Origin of the sequence: Weissella sagaensis (assembly GCF_005405285.1) — a bacterium.
In the GTDB taxonomy this organism is placed as follows: Bacteria; Bacillota; Bacilli; order Lactobacillales; family Lactobacillaceae; genus Weissella; species Weissella sagaensis.
Map to the genome: position 1 here is coordinate 95718 of NZ_BJDT01000005.1, position 17816 is coordinate 113533.

A 17816-nucleotide genomic window follows, 5' to 3' on the forward strand; every position below is an offset into this window, starting at 1 on the left:
TTCAATCATTCCACCTGCGCTACTCACAGCTACCGTAGCTTCTCTGACATACAATGAAATGTTCTACCAATGTGCATTATTGTACGCACCTATTAGTAAAGTGTCAACTAGCAAATTAGAATATGCGAGTTTGTGCTTTTAAAAATGGTTCGTAAATAGTCTCCTACTCTCTAAAAAGTTCCCCAAATACGATATTTTACAACACTTCAAAAAGTACACAAAAAAGCCGTCACACAGGCATTTAGCGCTATGAAACGGCTTTTTTAGGAAATTGCGATTAAGCAAGTCCATATTTCTTATTGAACTTATCAACAGCACCGTCCACAGTAGTAAACTTTTGCTTACCAGTGTAGAATGGGTGTGAATCTGAAGTAATTTCAACACGAATCATTGGGTAAGTAGTACCCTCAAATTCGATAGTTTCGTCAGAAGCACGAGTAGAACCTGACACAAACTTGTAACCAGTAGTTGAGTCAACGAAAACCACTTGGTGGTAATCTGGATGAATTTCAGCCTTCATTATTTTCTCCTTATCGCCCTGAATTTATAAAAATCAGAGTCAGTTTATTTAACTAAACTATATTAACATAAAATTTTATAAAATGATAGTTTTTCACTAAAAGCTATCATTTTATTTTATTCTTCTTCAGCCTTCAAAACAGCCATAAAAGCTTCTTGTGGGACTTCAACAGTTCCAACTGATTTCATACGTTTCTTACCACGTTTTTGCTTGTCCAATAATTTTGCTCGACGATCAGGATCACCTGTATGAATACGTGATGTAACATCTTTACGATAAGCCTTGATAGTTGAACGTGCCACAATTTTAGAACCAATTGCAGCTTGTACTGGAATTTCAAAATTACGACGTGGAATAATCTCTTTTAACTTCTTAGTAATGACACGTGAACGTTCTTGCGCAAAATCACGGTGCACAATAAAACTTAAAGCATCAACTTTATCCCCATTCAACAAAATATCAATTTTAACCAAATCAGATTGACGATAACCTGATATATCATAATCTAATGATGCATAACCACGGGTGTTTGATTTTAATTTATCAAAGAAATCAAAAATAATTTCAGATAGTGGCATGTAATACTTAACATTTACACGGCTCTCATCTAAATAATCCATCGTATCAAATTCACCACGCTTAGCTTGCGCCAACTCCATAACGGCCCCAACGTAATCATTTGGTACCATAATCTGGGCATGCACAAATGGTTCTTCAATTGTTTTAATCTCAGCAACATCTGGTAATTCAGACGGGTTGGCAACATCAACCATCTCATCATTAGTAGTAAACGCATGGTATGTCACTGATGGTGCGGTTGTAATCAAATCCAAGTCAAATTCACGTTCAAGACGTTCTTGAATAACATCCATATGTAATAGACCTAAGAAACCCGTTCGAAAACCAAAACCTAATGCTTGTGACGTTTCAGGCTCAAACTCCAAAGAAGCATCATTTAATTGTAATTTTTCAAGTGCATCACGTAAATCATTGTATTTGGCATTATCAGTTGGATATAGTCCTGAGTACACCATTGGGGTCATTGGCTGGTACCCTGGTAATGGTTTTTCTGCTGGTTGCTTAACATGTGTTATTGTGTCACCAGGTCGTGCATCGCGAATATTTTTAATAGATGCTGCAACATATCCAATATCCCCTGCCATTAAATAATCACGTTTAATAGGTGTTGGTGAATTAACGCCGACTTCTGTTACTTCATATGAGGCACCAGAATTCATGAATTTAATCTTTTCACCTGGTTTTAAAATACCTGTTTTAACACGAACAGTTAAAATAACCCCTTTATATGAATCATATGCCGAATCAAAAATTAGTGCTTGTAACGGGTCTGTCAAACTACCTTCTGGAGCTGGAATATCCGTAACAATTTTTTCTAATAGTTCTGGAATACCAATCCCCTTTTTGGCCGATGCCAACACAGCATTAGACGCATCAATACCGATTACATCTTCAATTTCAGTTTTTACAGCTTCTGGATTAGCAGCTGGCAAATCAATTTTATTAATAACTGGTAAAATTTCCAAATCATTTTCAATTGCTAAATAAACATTTGCTAATGTCTGTGCTTCAACTCCTTGCGCAGCATCAACAACCAGGATAGCACCATCAGCGGCGGCTAATGAACGTGAAACCTCATATGAAAAATCCACATGGCCTGGTGTATCAACTAAATGGAAAATATAAGTTTCACCATCATTAGCCTTATAATGCACCTCAACAGCGTTCATTTTAATTGTAATACCACGTTCACGTTCCAAATCCATCGTATCCAATAACTGATTTTGCATTTCACGCTCAGTAACTGTGTGCGTTGCCTCTAAAATACGATCTGATATTGTTGATTTACCATGATCAATATGAGCCACAATACTAAAATTACGTATATGGTTTTGGCGCGCCTGCATTTCTTCTATATTCATTATTTGCGCTCCTATGTTGTATTTATTCTGTCCTTACCATTATACAAGTATTCTTAATATCATGGTAGTACTCCCTGATCCATTATTTTTTATTTAATTTATCGGTCATTTCCTTGGCCTTGTCATCGACTGATTGGTTAAATTTTTTTTGCCGATACTGTGTATAAATAAAGCCAGCTAACAAAATAATGATAATGATCCATTTAAGCATTTTTCCATTCTCCTTTGATAAATAGTTAATATTTTTTATTTTAATTCACTCTTCAATTGTATTTTACAACATTTTCAATTACACTCAATTTAAACAACTTATTAAGGGGGCATTCTTATGGCTGATTTGCCAGAAATTAAACATGAAACGACCAATAGCGAGGACATGGTGCCATCAAGACTTTCTAAACAACCACAACAATCACAAAAACCTGTTATTTCTTATTTTGTGCGTAAGTTATTAGCCGCTGCTGGTGTCATTTCAATTATTTTAGGAATTTTTGCATTTGTTTTCAATACAGAATGGTTACTTGCTGTTTCGATTATTTTTGGTCTTTTTTCAATTTTCATTGCTTTTATTGATCTCATGTTATTTAGTAATAGTGTTTATCTACGTGGTGCCCATTTAATGAGTGCCCTACTAAGCGCTGTGATGGGTCTTGTCTTATTATTCCGTCAAGATTTCACACAAGATTTTATTGGTTTGGTATTCGGCTTTTGGATTCTATTTAATGCCACAAGTAATTTAGCACAAACTTGGGTTCCCGAATTATTAATTGGTTGGCAACGTTTAGTTGGCTTGATTATTGGTGCTGTTGGTCTTGCTTTAGGATTATTCCTAGTATTATTTACAGGATACACGCCTCACAACATGCAAATTATCTTGGGTGTTTACACTGATCTATTAGGTATTTTCTTCTTACTTGTTAGTTTTTTCAGTCATAAAAACGACTTGAACAGTAATAAATAAATATTATCTACCAAAAAGGCAGTCTCAATGAGACTGCCTTTTTATATCAATGATTAATTATAAAATTGGTGTTAATAATCTCGAGAAAAATTGTTTAAATCGTTTCCAGGAAGACTGTGCTGCAAAATACTCTGATGTCAAAAGTTGTGAATCAAGTAAATCCTTTTCAAAAATTGCTTCCATTTCTAATGCTAATCGTTCACTATACAAAAATGCATTGACTTCAAAATTTAGAGAAAATGAACGAATATCCATATTAGCACTACCAACCGATACGATACGATTATCAATCACGATTGTTTTGGCATGTAAAAATCCTTTGTTATATGCATAAACTTCAATACCATCATTAGCCAAGACACTTGCATAATATTCTGTTGCTCGATAAACAAACATATGATCAGGTTTTGATGGAATCATAATTCTGACATGCACACCCGACTTAGCCGCAATTGCAAGCGAATCCATGATTGCTTGATTTGGAATAAAGTAAGGTGATTGAATCGTAATACTTTCATGGGCCATTGAAATCATACGTAGGTACCCTTGATAAATCTGATTTGATTCTGAATCCGGACCTGAAGACACAATTTGCATGGCAACATCACCACCCGTATCATGTGACGGGAAATATTCCTCACCAAACTTCAACTTTTGATATTTATTGGTAGCATTCCAATCCATAAAAAAGCGACTTTGCATGGCCAAAACAGCATCCCCAACAACACGTAAATGTGTATCACGCCAATAACCAAATTTTTCTAAACGACCTAGATATTGATCACCAATATTAAAGCCACCAATATAACCAATATCACCATCAATAATAACTAACTTACGGTGATCATGATTATTAACATGCAAGGGCATGATTTGCCATTTTGGCATTAAAAATGCTTCTACATGCCCCCCTGCTTCACGCAATCGTTTATATAATTTGTTATTTTTACCGCCAGACCCCCAGCTATCATAAATAACACGAACTCGTACGCCTTCTTTAGCTTTTTCAGTTAATAAATCAACAAATTCATTACCTAACTTATCATTATAAATCGTATAATATTCAACATTAATATGATGCTTAGCCGCTTTAATATCAATAAATAATTGCTTAAATTTTTCATGACCATCTGTTAAAATGTTTACTTCATTTTGATTCGAAAATATTGCTTGCTCATTTTGTAAAAATAAGCGAATAAAAGCTTGTTCTTCCACATAGCGTTCTGAATCAGATAATGCCATAACTTCTTTTTGCTGATTATCAGCAATCTTATCAATACCCAAAACTTCTTGTGTTTGCATATTAAAAATATGATGCCCTGACAATTTTCGTCCAAACAAAAAATAAATTAAGAATCCGATTCCAGGAAACAACAATAACACAAGCATCCACGCCCAAATAGAAGTAATATCACGATAACGATCTCTAAATACCGTTAAAATAGCTGCAAAACTATTAACTACGAAGATGATTTCAATTAATATCATCAACCAATGTTCAGCCATAACCCATCTCCTTTTGAATGATAGTCTTTATTCTATCAGGTTTATATGCCAATAATATATCAAACATTAAAATTAAAGGGTTACTTTAATAAATTATGTTTTTTCAAATAAAGATGTGCGACCTTATCAGCAGACTTGTGTTGAACCGTTACTTGATAATTCATATTAATCATATCTTGATTTGTTATTTTATTATCTAAGCGCTCTAGACTCTTTTTTACACTTGGATATTTTTTTAAGATGTTTTCCCGTACCAATGGTGCTCCTTGGAATGGGGGAAAATATTTTTTATCATCAACTAAAGTTACTAACTTATCAGCCTTCAATTGTGGATCTGTTGTATAAGCATCCGTGACATCAATTTGGCCATTAGCTAATGCATTATAACGCAAACTAGACGACATACTTTTCACATCTTTAAATTGTAATCCGTAAGCTTTTTTCATACCTGGATATGAATCCTTTAATTCATAAAAATCATGATCAAAACCTGCTGTTAATTGTGATGACATCTTTGCTAAATCACTAGTTGTTTTTAAATTATATTTCTTAGCATCACTTTGTCGTACTGCTAATGCATATGTATTTTGATATCGCATTGGTGCTAAATAAGTTAAATTAGCCTGATTATATAAGGCTTCCTTTGCATCATGATAGGCTTGTCTTGGTTGGTGGCTAACAGTTTTCCCTTTGATAAGGTTTTGTAAAACAGTACCAGTAAATTCTGGGTAAATATCAACATCACCACTCTTAATCGCTTTATAAATAAATGTTGTGCCACCAAAATCCGGTTTCAATTGCACGTCCAAACGTGCATTATCGGCTTCAATTAATTCTTTATACATATTTATTAAAATTTCTGGTTCACCGCCTAGTTTACCAGCAATTGTAATACGTCCTTTAGGCTGTGTTAGTGCTTTACCAGTAAAATAACCACCAAGTAACAAAATTGCAACGATCGCTAGGATGCCCATTTTTTTCAAAGATAATTTACCAATTATTTTAATTAACCATGAAAAAGCCAATGCCAAAACAGCAGATAAAATTGCGCCTAATAATAGCTGTGCATTATCATTTGTCTGGATACCAATCATAATAAATGATCCTAATCCACCACCACCAATTAATGCTGCTAAAGTAGCTGTTCCAATAATCATGACCATTGCAATGCGCAATCCAGATAAAATCAGCGGCATAGCCAATGGTAATTGAATTTTAAATAACTTAAAATATTTTGAAAAACCAAAAGCTTCAGCTGCTTCCAATAAATTCGCATCAATTTGCGTTAATCCTGCATATGTATTTTGAAAGATTGGCATAATTGCATATAACACTAATGCTATAACAGCAGGAAATGTCCCAATACCAACAAATGGAATTAAAACACCTAATACAGCTAAACTAGGTATCGTTTGAATGATACCTGCAATTTGTAAAACAACTTCACCTGCTCGTCGATGATTCATTAAGATAATAGCTAAAGGAATTGCAATCACTGCCGCAACTAAGATTGCAGCCAAAGAAAGTAGGATATGCTCTTCTAAAGCGACAATAATGTCGCTTGCATGTGTCATCACAAAATGCAACAAATCATTTAACATTTTACGCTCCTTAATATTTGCTAATATACATTAATAAATGACGTTGATTAATGATATATTGTTGGTCAATAATAGCACTATCATGACGATACAACATAGCTGCCAGTTCTTGGAGAGTTTGTGTACTTTTAAGATGTGGTCCCTCAACGGACACATCAGTAGTAATCTTCTGTCCTAGGCCAGCCTCAAGTAAATCAGCAATTAACGTTATTCGTTGATTGTTAAATAATGATGATACTACTGCATTAGCCGGTTGATTAATAATTGTTTGCGGCTTACCTACTTGTTGCAGCTCCCCATTAACCAATACACCAATTTTTGACCCCAAGCGTAACGCTTCTTGCATATCATGTGTGACAAAAACAATTGTTGGCCTAAATTCTTGATATAAAGATAGTATTAAATCTTGTAATTGTTTACGTGATAATGGATCTAATGCACTAAAAGGCTCATCCATTAAAATAATTTCTGGCTTAGTAATTAGCGCACGGACAATACCAACACGCTGTTGCTCCCCACCAGATAGTTCACGTGGCATACGCGTTCCATATTGTTCATATGGTAACCCGACTTTATCTAATAATATTTTGACTAATTGTTGCCTTTGACTACGTTTAACGCCATTTGCTTCTAACAAAATACCTGCATTTTGACTAATCGTAAGATTGGGGAAAAGTGCAATATTTTGTAAGACATAGCCAATATGTCGCCTCAAAATTGTCGTATTCGTACTTGCTACATCTTTATTATCTATCAAAATTTTACCGTGCGTTTGCTGTGTTAGCCGATTAATCATTTTAAGAATTGTTGTTTTACCACTACCACTTGGGCCAACTAATACAAAAAATTCACCGGATGCAATCGTTAAATTAAGATGATTCACAACTTGTTTATCTTGATACGTTTTTACAACATCCTCAAATACAATCATTGTAATATTCCTTTCATTATATATGTTTTAACTAAATTTAGTGCTTTTATCATAATATCAGTATATAAAAAAGACTGGGTAAACTAAACCCCAGTCTCAATCTGATTATAGCAAACTAATTGCTTCTTTTAATTGTTTTACCTTATCTGCAATATTTGGTGCTTGCATAATTTCACTCACTACGGCCACACCAACAATATTGGTATCTGTCAGCGTATTGATATTGTGTTCTTTAATACCACCAATTGCAAAAACTGGTATATCAACAGTTTTCGTAATTTCTTTTAGCGTTTGCTTACTAGTTGGCTTTGTAATAACTTTCGTTTGCGTTGGAAACATTGCACCAGTTCCTAAATAATCAGCACCTTGCTGTTCTGCTTCAACCGCACGTGCTACCGTTTTCGCTGATACGCCCAATATCTTATTTGGTCCTAATAATTTACGGGCCACATCAACTGGTAGTTCATCATCACCTATATGCGCCCCACTAGCATCAATTGCCAAACAAATGTCAATACGATCATCAATAATCAACGGTAAGTGATACCGATCCGTTATCTTTTTAACTTTAATAGCTAGTTCATAATACGCACGTGTGGTTAAATCTTTTTCGCGTAATTGCACAAAAGTTACCCCATTAGCACATGCTGTATTAACTCGTTCTAAAAATGTTTCCTCGTTTTCATCATAGCGTGATGTCACTAAATACAATTCTTTTGCCATTAATAGTCCCCTTCATTTGATCCATCCAATTTGGATTTTGTTCACCCAGTAATGATAATTGGTTTAGAAACTGTTGTCTAAAATCAGCAATTCCTTTTGTTGTGGCGGTCATTTTAGCTTGTTCACCCGCAATATTTAAATAACTAATCGCCAAAACAGCAGCAGTCTCAGGCACAATTTGTTCACCTAATAAAGCTGCTAACAGTGCACCTAATACATCACCTGAACCCGTAAAACAATCCAATTCTAAAACACCATTCTCTAAAACCCACACATTATTTTGGGCTACAATAATATCTTTTGCTCCTGTAGCAACGTAAATTGAAGTAGTTGGTAGTGTTTTGAGTGCTGTTATTAACTCTGTAAATGCTGCAGGTGTTTGATCGATTTGGTTGCCATCCACACCACGACCATTTGTTTTCAATCCTGCAATTGCTCGCATTTCTGAAATATTACCACGCACAATTGTTGGTTCATACGTCATAATCGCAGTCGCTATATGCATTGCTGTCCTAGCACTTGCGACACCTACTACGTCTAAAACAAAAGGTTTATCATGATAGGCTAGCTTACTTGCAGCCAGCAAACTCTCTTCTTTAGCTACGGATAAGCTACCTAAATTTAACAAAACACTGTTTGTTTGTCTTGCCAAATCTGAAAAAGCCCGAACATCTTCAGTCATTATAGGTTTTGCACCAATATAAAGTAATGCATTGGCCACTGTTTCAACGGAAACCGTATTCGTTATACAATGAACTAACGGTGCAGTAGTCAATGGCATGGTTACTTTTTCCATTATCGTATCACCCTTTTCCCATTAAACACTTGCATCATATCTTTAAACAAAGAAATTTTCTTAGCTTGCTGCCAAATTAACCAAGCAGCTACCGCCCCCATTAATGTTGCCCCTAAAAATCTTGGCGTATACAACAACCAATATAAATCTGTTTTAGTACCTGTAAATAATACCATTACCGGATAAGAAACTAATGAACCAATAATCCCCGTCCCAATAATTTCGCCAATAATTGACCCGTAAATATTCCGCGTTAGGCGTGCACCAACACCTGCTAACAATGCACCGAAAACAGCCCCCGTTAATGCCAATGGCGGAATCCCCATCAAAAGCATTCTAATAATACCACAACATACGGCCATAACGGTTGCATATAATGGCCCCATTAAAACACCGGCCAATATATTAATAACGCTAGACATCGGTGCCATGCCTTCAATACGTAAAATAGGCGATAATACAACATCCAAAGCAATCATCATTGCTAAGTAAGTTATTTTCCTAACTTTTGAATTCATCTTAATTCTCCCAAAAATTTTACTGCTTATAAAAGTCAGACAACAAAAAAGGCCTTTTTGCAATAAAAAATCACAAAAAAGCCTTTATAAATACAATTATTCATATTGGTATTTTCACAATTCCTACGCTTAAATAACTAAAACAGGTACGAAGGGTCTAGAGCAATCCTCTTTCTCAGCCATAAATGGCTCCCCTTTGTGATTAATATTCTATTATATTACCATCATAACACATCAATCAACAAAATACTGACTAATTAATATATTGGTTAACGACTTGTGTTATATATTTCCAAAATAGTTTATTAGCATTGGACTCATGCTCTTGTTTTAAACGTATAAAGCCAAAATTACTGGTTGTATTTAACCGCACCTTACGCTTAATCAGTTGATTATCATTACTAATATCAACACGCTTATCCATAACCAAAGCAATTCCCATACCATTTGAAACCATGTTTAATATTATATCAACACGTTTTCCTCGATAAGCAACAGCTGTTGTTAACTGCTGTCGTTCAACCATCATACTAAGTTTATTAAATACTAATGATTCTTCACCATCCAACACTAAAATATCTTCTTGTAAGATATCATTGATTGACAGTACTCTTTTGGCCGATAAGGAATGATTTGCTGGCAACACAGCCACTAAGCTATCTTGATCGGTTAACAGTGTTTCAAATTTATTGTTTAATCCTGTAATATATTGGCCAAAAATAATATCTGCTTGATTGTCTAATAATGAGTCAACAAGCTTACGATCTTTAATTTCAGAAAAATGTAATGTTACTTCTGGAAAATTTTGATGAAAAGAGCTCATTAATGAAAACCCTTCGTAATTTGAAAAAGCTGACATCGTATGAATTGTTAAGACATTGTCCGACTCAATATTATGTTGATTTAATGTTTGTTGTAATGCATCAAATTCATGAATGATTTTTTTAGCATACATTTCTGTAATACGGCCTGATTCAGTTAGCGAGATACGGCGATGTTCACGTATAAATAATTTTGTTTTTAATTCTTTTTCCAAGGCTAATATTTGTTTAGAAACATTTCCTTGTGTTGTATATAATCTTCTAGCTGTCTCAGAATAATTTTCGGTTTTAGCTAAGTCTAAAAACACATTAAATTTATGAATATCCATAATAGACTTCCTTATACATTACTATTTGGAATAGTTTATCACAATTATAACCTGTATGGCATCTCAATAATATTAAAAGTGTTTAAAATATTTTAATTTAAAATAACTTTCATGCTTGTATTTATAATGAACAAGTAGATTACTCATAATAAAAAAGCAATAAATCACCAAAATTGGTAACTTATTGCTTTTTAGTATGAGACATTTATTTTTCAGAAATAGCAGCGATTCCAGGCAAAGTCTTACCTTCTAAGTACTCCAATGAAGCACCACCACCAGTTGAAATATGACTTAATTGATCAGCAACACCTAATTGTTGTACAGCAGCGGTTGAATCACCACCACCAACAATGGTTGTTGCCCCATTTTCAGTCACTTTAACAAGTTCTTCACCAATAGCCAATGTTCCCTTAGCAAAGTTTTCCATTTCAAATACACCCATAGGTCCATTCCAAACAACTGTCTTTGCATCTGCAAGAACTGATTTAAATAGCTCAATTGACTTAGGACCAATATCTAGCCCCATGTATCCATCTTTAATGTCACCTTCAGCAACATATGACTCTGCATTATTTGCAAAGTTATCAGCTGCGACAGCATCAATAGGCAATACTAACTTATCACCAGCATCAGCAATCAATTGCTTAGCCAGTTCAACCTTGTCAGCTTCAAATAATGAATTACCAATTTTTTCACCCTTAGCAGCAGCGAAAGTGTAAGCCATTCCACCACCAACGATTACCTTATCAGCTTTTGCCAATAGATTTTGGATGATTGTAATTTTATCAGAAACTTTTGCACCACCAATAATGGCAACAAATGGACGTTCTGGATTTTCAACTGCACCACCCAAAAACTTAATTTCTTTTTCCATCAAGTAACCAGCTGCTGTTTGTTCAATATTAGCTGCAATACCTGCATTAGATGCATGTGAACGATGAGCCGTTCCGAATGCATCATTTACAAATACGTCACCTAATGAAGACCAGTAAGCACCTAATTCAGGATCATTCTTTGACTCACGCTTAACTTCCTCACCATCAACAACATCAGCATAACGTGTATTTTCAAAGATTAATACTTGACCATCTTCTAATTGGTTAATGGCTTCTTCTAGTTCAGGACCTTCAATGGCAGGAACAAAAGTTACAGGTTGACCAAGCAAATCAGCCAAACGTTGTGCAACTGGCTTCATTGATAATCCAGGCTTATCATCTTCACTCTTAACACGACCTAAGTGTGAAAACAATACTGCACGTCCACCTGCTGACAAAACATGCTTAATAGTTGGCAATGCTGCTACAATACGGTTATCATTAGCAACTTCTTGTTGACCATCAACTTCCTTTAGCGGAACGTTGAAGTCAACACGCATCAATACTTTTTTACCTTTTAGCTCTAAGTCATCAACTGTTAATTTCGTCATAAAATTCCTCTTTTCTCTACTAAAAATAACTAAGAAATTTATATAAAAAACGGGTGGTTCAGACTATTACTAAACCACCCGTTTTCAATAATAGTTATTCCACTATTAAAGTGTTGCCAAGTGCAACAAAGTACGGATCATGTTTGAAGTGAAACCATACTCGTTGTCATACCAAGCAGCAGTTTGTACTAATTGCTTATCACCAACAGTGATAACCTTAGTCAAAGTTGGATCAAATACGGCACCGTGTGTGTCACCGATGATATCTGATGAAACAATTTCATCAGCATTGTATCCAAATGAATCATTTTCGTACTTCTTAACAGCTTCGTTGATTTCTTCAGCTGAAACAGTCTTTGACAAAACTGTTGTCAATTCAGTAACTGAACCGTCAACAACACCAACACGTTGTGCGTGACCATCCAACTTACCAGCAACTTCAGGAACAACCAAACCGATAGCCTTAGCAGCACCAGTTGAGTGAGGAATAGTATTTACAGATGCAGCACGATTTGAGCGCATCTTCTTACCCTTAGGACCATCCAAAAGCATTTGAGTACCAGTGAAAGCGTGAACAGTAGTCATCAAACCAAGTTCAATACCAAATTCCTTGTTCAAGGCGTTTGCCAATGGTGCAAGTGATTGAGTAGTACATGAACCAGCAGATACAATGTTATCATCTGCAGTCAATGTATCTTGGTTAACACCGTACACAACCGTTGGAATGTTACCAGCAGGTGCTGAAATCAACACCTTCTTAGCACCAGCATCCAAGTGAGCTTGTGACTTTTCTGCTGAAGTGTAGAATCCTGTTGATTCCAAAACAACTTCAACACCATCGTTAGCAACCCACTTCAAGTCAGCTGCGTTACGCTCAGCGTATACACGGATCTTCTTACCGTCAACGATAATACCTTCTTCATCAGCTGAAACTTCAGCTGCCAAAGTACCATGTGTTGAATCATACTTCAACAAGTATGCCAACATAGCAGGGTTTGTTAAATCGTTAATTGCAACAACTTCAATGTCATCTGCAGTATCCTTCAATTCAAGGATGCGACGAAATGCTAAACGACCAATACGGCCAAAACCGTTGATACCAATCTTAACAGTCATATTATTAAGATCCCTCCCAAAAAATTCTTTTTTTGTTACGTTCCTACATGATATATTATACGACTTTACTTATATTTTCGCAAACAAAGTAAGTCTCTGAACAAATGCTTAATTTCAAAATTTATTTCCAAAAAAATTATATTAGATTGATTATAAAAAAATTGTTTAACAATAGATTATTATGTTTATAATCTGATTTAAGTTCCAAAATAAACACTCACGAATAAGAGTTTTCTGAAACGTTTAATCAGCTATTTACCGATTATTTATCATTAATTAATAAAATTTTCACAATCTATTTTTCAAGCACAAGACGGTGGGCCTCTTTATCATCTACACCACCTAACCTAATCAATCCATAGCGCATTAGTAAATTTATTCCCCTAACATATCGGTGTAATTTTCCCATGAATAAATTTTCAAGTATCGTTACAATTGTTAGTGCCACAATCCACAAACACATAAATATCCCCAAAACAATTAAAAAAGCAATCATTGCATTACTCATAGCCACTCCTCCTGTTAGTTTAAACTTAACTAATGTAACTAATTAAAGTCCTACGTGTTTTTCCTTAGGACTAAATTAATTATAGATTAGATTAAAACTAAAATCAACAGTTTTATTAGGTTTAATTTAACAGGCCGCTGTGACGGTATAAATCCACGGTTTCTTGTGCAAAATCCAACGGGTAACCTAAATACTCACATAACATCCACGCTTCAAATGGCTGATTTTCATACTCTTGTGCAATCTTTATCATAGTTTCTTCGCTAGTCATATACTTAATAACTGCTTCGCGAGCAACAACTTCATCATTATGCGCTAAGCTTGTATTATAGTCTAAATGATTCCCAATGTCTGAAATCGCATGATGAAATTCCTCTACCAAAGTACGCGCCTTTTCAAAAATGGGTAGCGTTTTATCAATAAATATATACGCTTTATCTTCCTTAAGATAGGCAACACCATCTAATCCCGAATTTTCTTTTAAAGGCATTGTATCTAAAATAACGGGTGTCATCCCTAACTCTAATAAATCATTTTCTACTCTTATCAAGAGATTATCATAGCTATCTGTTCCCATTCCGATCCTCATAATTAGCAATCAGGCCCTCAATGTATGACTTAGCACGATCAATGACACGTGCTCGCTCTTCATCTGGTAAACCTGAAATGTCTATTCCCCAATGTGCTGCCATTAATACTGGTTCATCAGTCATCATCGTTTTTGAAACTTGACTTGGTTCTTCAACAAGATCTGATTTTGCAATTTTAAAATATTCGGCCATGGCCTCGATCTTATCAATTCTTGGATATGTTTTACCATTTGACCAATCCGAAATTGTTGCTGTTGATACGCCAATTATTTCGGCCAAATGTGCTGCTGTTATCTCATTTTGTTTAATATAACGTTTAATGTTTCGGCCCATCGTGGCCTTTCCTTCGGATGATGCCATTGTATTCACCTTTTCTGTTATAAATTTATATTATTATAGTTTTTATTATAAAGGTAAACTTAACTAACTGCAAGGTTTAACCTAATGATACTTCATTAAGCATTTTATTTCTATTGCTAATACGAATCTATTGGTTTATAATTGTTATTTGTTATGGACCTGTAGTGTAATGGATATCACGTTGGATTCCGGTTCCGGAGATGAGGGTTCGATTCCCCCCAGGTCCATTTTATAGATGCTATAAACGTTGATATAAAGGCATTTACATTGTCCCTAGTGGCAAATTAGTGGCAAATCTGTTTTTGGTTTGTCAGTTAATAATTTGAGCCTGTTGAACGATTATTAATTTAGTCGCTCAATAGGCTTTTTGTTTATCAATACAATTTGATTGGTTTACTATCTGCTTATATATAGGTAGAAAACACAAAAAAAGCCCCACCAGTCGCAATGACCAGTGGGGTTTTTAACTTGATAAATGTCTTTTTATGCACACAATTATTATGATTAATTCCTTTAGGAAAAAAGGTATCAAGTCAAATAAATTATAATTTATTTATAGTTTATTTACAACTAGATTCATTTATAAAGTGGTCTAAATCAACCAGTTTAACAAGTTATGTGAATATCTTTATTTAGCTAACAGTGATTTAGCACTATACCAAATCATACCATAATCACCTTCTTTGATACCTGCTCCATTCGAATTGTTGTCGTATTTATCAATCGTCCCATAGTCATAACCACGCATAAATTTTACGTTATCACCTACGCGAGTTGCTGCATAGTTACCACGAGTCACATTATCCAACATTGCTAGCGGAATACCATTAGCCGTCCATGAGGCGTCTTTACCACCAGCCAAGTCGTAATTGATTGCTTGCCACATACCATTGACAAAGGTAATCTTGTCCACACGGAAGCTCTTATAGGCCGTGAAACGATTACCAGCATTCTTAAACTTCTTGATTGCAGAAGTATCATGATTTACAGCAGGTTTAATAGGCTTAGTTGGTGTCACATTAGGTACAATAGCATCCTTATCAGTTCCTGCTGTAAAGAAATTATCATACAAGATATTGGCATCAAATACACCCAATGAACTGGCAAAAGTTTGCTTGCTTGTCCATTGCCAAGCATGTTCAGTTGAATAATGTTTCATGTCAGCAGTTGGTACATATGGATATTGAGCGATCCATGCCTTTTCACCGTCTGGTGATACTGAAATGGCTGAACCACCTGTATACGTCGTTGAGCGATAACCACCATAACGGGCTACCTCCGCCTCAAATGCACGAGCAATAGGTTGCATTGCTCGTCCCATAGCGATTTGGTTTTGGTTCTCAATATCAACAGCTAGTACAGCGCCAACAGGTAATCCATCAGCTTTGGCCATGTTGACTGCGTATTGTGCTTCTTGAATGGCACCAGCCACCGTTGTTGATCGTAAATAATGGTACCCGTTGATATAAACACCTGCTTGTTGTGCAGCTGCAATGTTTCCTTTAGCAGTCCAATCGTGGAAACCGACACCCTCACTAATTTTTGTGGTAATGGCTTTAAGTCCGTAGTTATTACGCATGTAAGTGAATTCTGGTGACGTCATGGCTCCATTATGATTAGAAACATCAATCATGTCTACACGTGGCGTATCAGCATGTACGTTTGTTTCACCAATACCACCTAATGCAAAAACTGTACCTAAGACAACCAAGGTTGTTTTTAATTTATTCATTGGTCATTCCTTTCATTTTTGTGACCGCCGTTTCAATAGCATCGTTAAGTTCTTCTGATGTAAATAAATGTGCTTTATCCAATGTCACTAGATAATCAACGATATATTTCAGTGCGTTAGCTTTCTTTTCAGCGCCAACAGTTGAACTTTGTTCTGCCCAATTTACAGCTGATTCAGCTAATACCAATAAATCACTGACTTTTTTATTTCCTGTAAATCGACGTTTTAAGATAAAAATTAGCCAAATTAAAAGCACTGGTGCAATACCTGATTGCCACAGTGCTAATGCTAAATGCGTAAATTCATTATTCAATTGTCTGTGATTCCCTTTCTTTGTGTAGCTCACTTGCCTCTTTAACGTACGCTGTGTTTCCATCACGGATTGATAACTCGCGAACATGCATATTAATCACTTCGCCAGTCCCATTGCCACCTAATCGCTCGTGATATGCTTCGTACAAATAGTTAAAGTTATTCACTTCGTCAATCGTTGCATACCCTTGATTTAGTAATCGGTTACCTTCATCGTAAATACGATCATGCAAACTTGCTATCAATGATTGCTTAACAATTTCAATATCTTCAATGACTGCTGCATGTTCCCGCTCGTACGTTTCAATTACTGGCTTATTAGCTTCTGATATTGCCATTGCTAGTCTCTCGGTCTTACTATGCTGCCTACGCTGTAACCAGTCACGAATTAATTTGAATATTGGCCAAGCTGACACAGTTCCAATGATTCCAAAAATCGTACCGATTTCAGTTAGATATTGTTCTAATTGATTCATTATTCAGTTGGCACCTCATCTTCATCAGTATTTTCAGCTCTATCAGACACCAACTTTTGTATTTTAACTTTTGCGGCAGTTTTAATATCATCTTCTGATGACGTCATAGAAATGCCGTCCTCTTTTGTAACCTGTACACTACCATTTAAACGATTAGGATAGGTACCTGCATCAAATGAAACCGAAGCATAATTCAAATCTAACTTTCCGTTAACAAAACCTACTTGCAAATCTCCTACCGTGATATTCATGATTATTTCTCCTCTTCTGTTTCTAGGGCATCAAAAAATGCGTCAAAAGCTTCTGCATATTGTGGGTCAATTTCTCCATCCCATTTAGCAAAATATTCTTTTAACGCATTCATTAGTGTTGGTTGATTTAGTTCAATCGTTACTTGTTCGTTTAGCAATACTGCGTGTTCGTCATTGTAACCATCAGGCACAACACCGTCAGTCCAACTGATTTGTCCTTGTTCGGTTACTTCACCACCGAAGTCCGTTACTAATTGTCTTTCGCCTTCTGATAATTCCTTTAACGAATCATTCAGCGATTTAACTAACTTAGTCCGTGCTCGGCTGATTTGTGCCGGCAATGTCAGCGTCTGTAAAAAATTCCCTATTTGTATTAGTTCAGCATTCTTAAAATTCATT

At 35.4% G+C, this 17816-nt stretch carries 21 protein-coding genes, 1 tRNA gene and 1 riboswitch; of the genes, 2 read left to right on the plus strand and 20 right to left on the minus strand.

What is annotated here, in order from left to right; genetic code table 11:
- Positions 1 to 277: 277 nt before the first annotated feature.
- The 3 genes from FFM55_RS06280 to FFM55_RS10065 form a co-directional block, all read right to left on the minus strand.
- The gene (locus tag FFM55_RS06280; RefSeq protein ID WP_137600711.1) at positions 278 to 520 is read right to left on the minus strand and encodes a type B 50S ribosomal protein L31; all 243 of its coding nucleotides are present in this window, start codon (positions 518 to 520) and stop codon (positions 278 to 280) included.
- A 116-nt stretch (positions 521 to 636) separates the two neighbouring features.
- The gene (gene lepA / locus FFM55_RS06285; protein WP_042492751.1) at positions 637 to 2460 is read right to left on the minus strand and encodes a translation elongation factor 4; all 1824 of its coding nucleotides are present in this window, start codon (positions 2458 to 2460) and stop codon (positions 637 to 639) included.
- An 82-nt stretch (positions 2461 to 2542) separates the two neighbouring features.
- A complete protein-coding gene (locus FFM55_RS10065; protein WP_257607639.1) occupies positions 2543 to 2671 on the minus strand; it encodes a hypothetical protein in 129 nt (42 codons plus the stop codon).
- A gap of 117 nt (positions 2672 to 2788) precedes the next feature.
- Between FFM55_RS10065 and FFM55_RS06290 the strand changes: the two genes are divergently transcribed.
- Positions 2789 to 3421 carry an HdeD family acid-resistance protein gene (locus FFM55_RS06290; protein ID WP_042492749.1) on the plus strand — a complete coding sequence of 211 codons (633 nt, stop codon included), beginning with the start codon at positions 2789 to 2791 and terminating at the stop codon, positions 3419 to 3421.
- Positions 3422 to 3478: 57 nt separating this feature from the next.
- Here the strand turns inward: FFM55_RS06290 and cls are convergent, their stop codons facing one another.
- The 12 genes from cls to FFM55_RS06350 form a co-directional block, all read right to left on the minus strand.
- Positions 3479 to 4927: a cardiolipin synthase gene (cls, locus tag FFM55_RS06295; RefSeq protein ID WP_137600712.1), complete on the minus strand. Its 1449-nt coding sequence runs from the start codon at positions 4925 to 4927 to the stop codon at positions 3479 to 3481.
- An 80-nt stretch (positions 4928 to 5007) separates the two neighbouring features.
- Positions 5008 to 6528 carry an ABC transporter permease/substrate-binding protein gene (locus FFM55_RS06300; RefSeq protein WP_042492747.1) on the minus strand — a complete coding sequence of 507 codons (1521 nt, stop codon included), beginning with the start codon at positions 6526 to 6528 and terminating at the stop codon, positions 5008 to 5010.
- 10 nt (positions 6529 to 6538) lie between these two features.
- Positions 6539 to 7459 (minus strand): ATP-binding cassette domain-containing protein, encoded by a 921-nt coding sequence (locus FFM55_RS06305; protein ID WP_042492745.1) that lies wholly within the window; start codon positions 7457 to 7459, stop codon positions 6539 to 6541.
- A gap of 105 nt (positions 7460 to 7564) precedes the next feature.
- Positions 7565 to 8182: a thiamine phosphate synthase gene (gene thiE, locus FFM55_RS06310; protein WP_042492743.1), complete on the minus strand. Its 618-nt coding sequence runs from the start codon at positions 8180 to 8182 to the stop codon at positions 7565 to 7567.
- Entirely contained in the window at positions 8145 to 8978 is an 834-nt protein-coding gene (gene thiM / locus FFM55_RS06315) for a hydroxyethylthiazole kinase (RefSeq protein ID WP_137600713.1), read from the minus strand. Before thiM ends, thiE begins: the two co-directional genes overlap by 38 nt.
- Complete coding sequence (gene thiW / locus FFM55_RS06320; RefSeq protein ID WP_137600714.1) at positions 8978 to 9496, minus strand: energy coupling factor transporter S component ThiW; 519 nt, start codon at positions 9494 to 9496, stop codon at positions 8978 to 8980. The genes thiM and thiW overlap by 1 nt, the downstream gene beginning before the upstream one ends.
- Before the next feature lie 103 nt (positions 9497 to 9599).
- A riboswitch (TPP riboswitch) is annotated at positions 9600 to 9702 on the minus strand.
- A gap of 47 nt (positions 9703 to 9749) precedes the next feature.
- Positions 9750 to 10646 carry a LysR family transcriptional regulator gene (locus FFM55_RS06325; protein WP_137600715.1) on the minus strand — a complete coding sequence of 299 codons (897 nt, stop codon included), beginning with the start codon at positions 10644 to 10646 and terminating at the stop codon, positions 9750 to 9752.
- A 205-nt stretch (positions 10647 to 10851) separates the two neighbouring features.
- On the minus strand, positions 10852 to 12072 hold the full coding sequence (locus tag FFM55_RS06330) for a phosphoglycerate kinase (RefSeq protein WP_042492738.1): 1221 nt from the start codon (positions 12070 to 12072) through the stop codon (positions 10852 to 10854).
- 105 nt (positions 12073 to 12177) lie between these two features.
- Entirely contained in the window at positions 12178 to 13188 is a 1011-nt protein-coding gene (gene gap, locus FFM55_RS06335) for a type I glyceraldehyde-3-phosphate dehydrogenase (protein WP_042492737.1), read from the minus strand.
- Between the two features lie 295 nt (positions 13189 to 13483).
- Positions 13484 to 13696 (minus strand): hypothetical protein, encoded by a 213-nt coding sequence (locus tag FFM55_RS06340; RefSeq protein WP_042492736.1) that lies wholly within the window; start codon positions 13694 to 13696, stop codon positions 13484 to 13486.
- A 121-nt stretch (positions 13697 to 13817) separates the two neighbouring features.
- A complete protein-coding gene (locus tag FFM55_RS06345; RefSeq protein ID WP_042492734.1) occupies positions 13818 to 14273 on the minus strand; it encodes a hypothetical protein in 456 nt (151 codons plus the stop codon).
- Complete coding sequence (locus tag FFM55_RS06350; RefSeq protein ID WP_042492733.1) at positions 14260 to 14646, minus strand: helix-turn-helix transcriptional regulator; 387 nt, start codon at positions 14644 to 14646, stop codon at positions 14260 to 14262. Before FFM55_RS06350 ends, FFM55_RS06345 begins: the two co-directional genes overlap by 14 nt.
- A gap of 155 nt (positions 14647 to 14801) precedes the next feature.
- On the opposite strand from FFM55_RS06350, the gene FFM55_RS06355 reads away from it, so the two are divergent.
- Positions 14802 to 14873: transfer RNA gene (locus FFM55_RS06355), tRNA-Arg, on the plus strand.
- Positions 14874 to 15274: 401 nt separating this feature from the next.
- On the opposite strand, the gene FFM55_RS09925 is transcribed toward FFM55_RS06355, so the two are convergent.
- The 5 genes from FFM55_RS09925 to FFM55_RS06380 are packed head-to-tail and all read right to left on the minus strand — an operon-like array spanning position 15275 to position 17815.
- The gene (locus FFM55_RS09925) at positions 15275 to 16378 is read right to left on the minus strand and encodes a GH25 family lysozyme (RefSeq protein WP_240006009.1); all 1104 of its coding nucleotides are present in this window, start codon (positions 16376 to 16378) and stop codon (positions 15275 to 15277) included.
- Positions 16371 to 16691 carry a phage holin gene (locus tag FFM55_RS06365; protein ID WP_170999664.1) on the minus strand — a complete coding sequence of 107 codons (321 nt, stop codon included), beginning with the start codon at positions 16689 to 16691 and terminating at the stop codon, positions 16371 to 16373. Before FFM55_RS06365 ends, FFM55_RS09925 begins: the two co-directional genes overlap by 8 nt.
- Positions 16684 to 17166, minus strand: a complete 483-nt coding sequence (locus FFM55_RS06370; RefSeq protein WP_137600717.1) for a hypothetical protein — start codon at positions 17164 to 17166, stop codon at positions 16684 to 16686. The genes FFM55_RS06365 and FFM55_RS06370 overlap by 8 nt, the downstream gene beginning before the upstream one ends.
- Positions 17166 to 17417 (minus strand): hypothetical protein, encoded by a 252-nt coding sequence (locus tag FFM55_RS06375; protein ID WP_137600718.1) that lies wholly within the window; start codon positions 17415 to 17417, stop codon positions 17166 to 17168. The genes FFM55_RS06370 and FFM55_RS06375 overlap by 1 nt, the downstream gene beginning before the upstream one ends.
- Before the next feature lie 2 nt (positions 17418 to 17419).
- On the minus strand, positions 17420 to 17815 hold the full coding sequence (locus FFM55_RS06380; protein WP_137600719.1) for a hypothetical protein: 396 nt from the start codon (positions 17813 to 17815) through the stop codon (positions 17420 to 17422).
- Between the last annotated feature and the right edge of the window lies 1 nt (position 17816).

Excerpts from the sequence above, each read along its gene's own strand:
- FFM55_RS06375 (WP_137600718.1), bottom strand. The coding sequence starts at position 17,417 with ATGAATATCACGGTAGGAGATTTGCAAGTAGGTTTTGTTAACGGAAAG.
- FFM55_RS06350 (WP_042492733.1), bottom strand. The coding sequence starts at position 14,646 with ATGGCATCATCCGAAGGAAAGGCCACGATGGGCCGAAACATTAAACGT.
- thiM (WP_137600713.1), bottom strand. The coding sequence starts at position 8,978 with ATGGAAAAAGTAACCATGCCATTGACTACTGCACCGTTAGTTCATTGT.
- FFM55_RS06370 (WP_137600717.1), bottom strand. The coding sequence starts at position 17,166 with ATGAATCAATTAGAACAATATCTAACTGAAATCGGTACGATTTTTGGA.
- FFM55_RS10065 (WP_257607639.1), bottom strand. The coding sequence starts at position 2,671 with ATGCTTAAATGGATCATTATCATTATTTTGTTAGCTGGCTTTATTTAT.
- FFM55_RS06280 (WP_137600711.1), bottom strand. The coding sequence starts at position 520 with ATGAAGGCTGAAATTCATCCAGATTACCACCAAGTGGTTTTCGTTGAC.
- FFM55_RS06345 (WP_042492734.1), bottom strand. The coding sequence starts at position 14,273 with ATGGGAACAGATAGCTATGATAATCTCTTGATAAGAGTAGAAAATGAT.
- FFM55_RS06300 (WP_042492747.1), bottom strand. The coding sequence starts at position 6,528 with ATGTTAAATGATTTGTTGCATTTTGTGATGACACATGCAAGCGACATT.
- FFM55_RS06380 (WP_137600719.1), bottom strand. The coding sequence starts at position 17,815 with ATGAATTTTAAGAATGCTGAACTAATACAAATAGGGAATTTTTTACAG.
- thiW (WP_137600714.1), bottom strand. The coding sequence starts at position 9,496 with ATGAATTCAAAAGTTAGGAAAATAACTTACTTAGCAATGATGATTGCT.
- FFM55_RS06305 (WP_042492745.1), bottom strand. The coding sequence starts at position 7,459 with ATGATTGTATTTGAGGATGTTGTAAAAACGTATCAAGATAAACAAGTT.
- FFM55_RS06340 (WP_042492736.1), bottom strand. The coding sequence starts at position 13,696 with ATGAGTAATGCAATGATTGCTTTTTTAATTGTTTTGGGGATATTTATG.
- FFM55_RS06290 (WP_042492749.1), top strand. The coding sequence starts at position 2,789 with ATGGCTGATTTGCCAGAAATTAAACATGAAACGACCAATAGCGAGGAC.
- thiE (WP_042492743.1), bottom strand. The coding sequence starts at position 8,182 with ATGGCAAAAGAATTGTATTTAGTGACATCACGCTATGATGAAAACGAG.
- lepA (WP_042492751.1), bottom strand. The coding sequence starts at position 2,460 with ATGAATATAGAAGAAATGCAGGCGCGCCAAAACCATATACGTAATTTT.
- FFM55_RS06330 (WP_042492738.1), bottom strand. The coding sequence starts at position 12,072 with ATGACGAAATTAACAGTTGATGACTTAGAGCTAAAAGGTAAAAAAGTA.
- FFM55_RS09925 (WP_240006009.1), bottom strand. The coding sequence starts at position 16,378 with ATGAATAAATTAAAAACAACCTTGGTTGTCTTAGGTACAGTTTTTGCA.
- FFM55_RS06325 (WP_137600715.1), bottom strand. The coding sequence starts at position 10,646 with ATGGATATTCATAAATTTAATGTGTTTTTAGACTTAGCTAAAACCGAA.
- cls (WP_137600712.1), bottom strand. The coding sequence starts at position 4,927 with ATGGCTGAACATTGGTTGATGATATTAATTGAAATCATCTTCGTAGTT.
- gap (WP_042492737.1), bottom strand. The coding sequence starts at position 13,188 with ATGACTGTTAAGATTGGTATCAACGGTTTTGGCCGTATTGGTCGTTTA.